The following is a 1,645-nucleotide window of genomic DNA, read 5'->3' as shown; positions in this document are numbered from 1 at the left end:
CATCAAGACGGATAGTCGAACTGATTTTGTCGGAAAATTAAAGGGTGAGGAAGTTACACTTCCGAACGTAAAAACAAAACAGGTTACGTTTAATAAGAGAAGCCCGGAGGACACAGCTCAATTACGAAAGGATTTTAAAAAGGTCAGAAAAGATTTGATGCAATCTATGGCTAATGATCCTAAAAAACAAAGGCATTAAAAAAAGCTGGAATTTCAGATAGTGACATTGAAGATATGAAAGAATTTGGTCTTGTGCCTGACGGTTGGCAAGTCCATCATAAAACCCCTCTGGATCAGGGCGGTACTAATGATGTGGAAAACTTAGTTCTAATAAAAAACCACCCCTATCACAAGGTTATTACAAATGAACAGAATTCATTAACGAAGGGTATGAAACCTGGAGATAGTAAATCAGTAGAATTTCCTATTCCAGAAGGAGACATTTATCCTCCTAAAAAGGAATAAATAATTAAGAAGGTGATAATATGTGGAGAGAGCAAATTGATATCATTTCTAAGATAAGGGGAAAAAGGGATCGAAAACTAAATTTACCTGTTAATGAAAATGAGTTATCAAGATTTCGTAAATCTGTAGTAGAGAAATTTGGTAAAGATGTGCTGCCACAGCAATACTATGAATTTTTGCAAACAGTTAACGGGATTGAATTTAATGGACTTAGAGTTTATGGAGTCGACCTAGTTTATTTAGACTCTAAGCCAATAAATCAGGTGGATAGTTTTTTTGATGCCAATGAAACATGGGAGTCAATTAAAGACGAAGATGAGTTAATTTTCTTCGGAGACTCAGATATTGCTTGGTACTGTTATAATGCTACTAAAAATAGTTTTGTTGAACTCGATAAACCTTCAGGTGAGCTTATGGAAACTTTTAGTGACTTTAATACTATGCTGGAGTCTGCTTTCTCTGTAGCGCTTGATTAAGTGAATAAGCTGAGACATGTTGATGTAACTACGTATTATGCACGGTCCATTAAGTTAACGAAGTCAAGCATTTTCAATGATTCATATCCTGAGAAGATTAAACCGAATCGGAGTATCACATGAAAAGCGAGGAAATATATAGCAATTTATTAAAGAAGTGTAAGTATCTCTAGTAGAGGAAAACGGAAAGTAATGAGAATAATGACCCCGGCGCCACAGGGGGAGGGGAAATCGATGAAACGAATACCGTTAGATACAGCCCTAGCCCTGCGGCGACGGGAGAACGTGCGACTACATTGTTCCGATGATCTAGATGAGGTTGTCGACATCTTCGTCAAACATGTCAAAGGTCTGATGTCACGGGAGCAAGTCAAGTTAAGCCTTACACATTACCTTATTAAGTCTAAAACAATGACGTCGTTCATCGAAATCAAGTCCTAGCAAAAGTTGTTGGATTCCTAAATCAGTATGATTGGCGTCATATCGGTTATTATCGTAAATATTTGTCGTTGTTTAGTTAACCTTTCCCCCGCCATTGTGCGGGGGTTCTTTTAGCCGTTTAATTGGGATATTAAAATGGGACGAGGGGAAATTGGAGGCATTACAATTGTAATCATCTACATATCTATTCATGACTCATTGATTACTGATTCGTCTATCCGATTCCTGCTGTCTATTCTGTGCTAGACATCCTCTGAGTTTCA

Annotated in this window: 2 protein-coding genes and 1 pseudogene; all 3 read left to right on the top strand. The window is 37.4% G+C overall.

Annotated features, from left to right (window positions below):
* A pseudogene (locus CHH67_RS26980) lies at nt 1–199 on the top strand (hypothetical protein); the annotation flags it as partial.
* Nucleotides 200–234: 35 nt separating this feature from the next.
* Complete coding sequence (locus CHH67_RS26975) at nt 235–465, top strand: HNH endonuclease (RefSeq protein ID WP_230875883.1); 231 nt, start codon at nt 235–237, stop codon at nt 463–465.
* Between the two features lie 20 nt (nt 466–485).
* The gene (locus tag CHH67_RS25670) at nt 486–941 is read left to right on the top strand and encodes a YrhA family protein (protein WP_095268201.1); all 456 of its coding nucleotides are present in this window, start codon (nt 486–488) and stop codon (nt 939–941) included.
* Nucleotides 942–1,645: the final 704 nt, after the last annotated feature.

It is taken from the genome of Paenibacillus campinasensis (assembly GCF_002272015.1).
GTDB classification, from domain to species: Bacteria; Bacillota; Bacilli; order Paenibacillales; family Paenibacillaceae; genus Paenibacillus_AQ; species Paenibacillus_AQ campinasensis.
The sequence above is the reverse complement of the archived record's forward strand: the minus strand, read 5'-3'. Positions and strand labels throughout refer to the sequence as shown.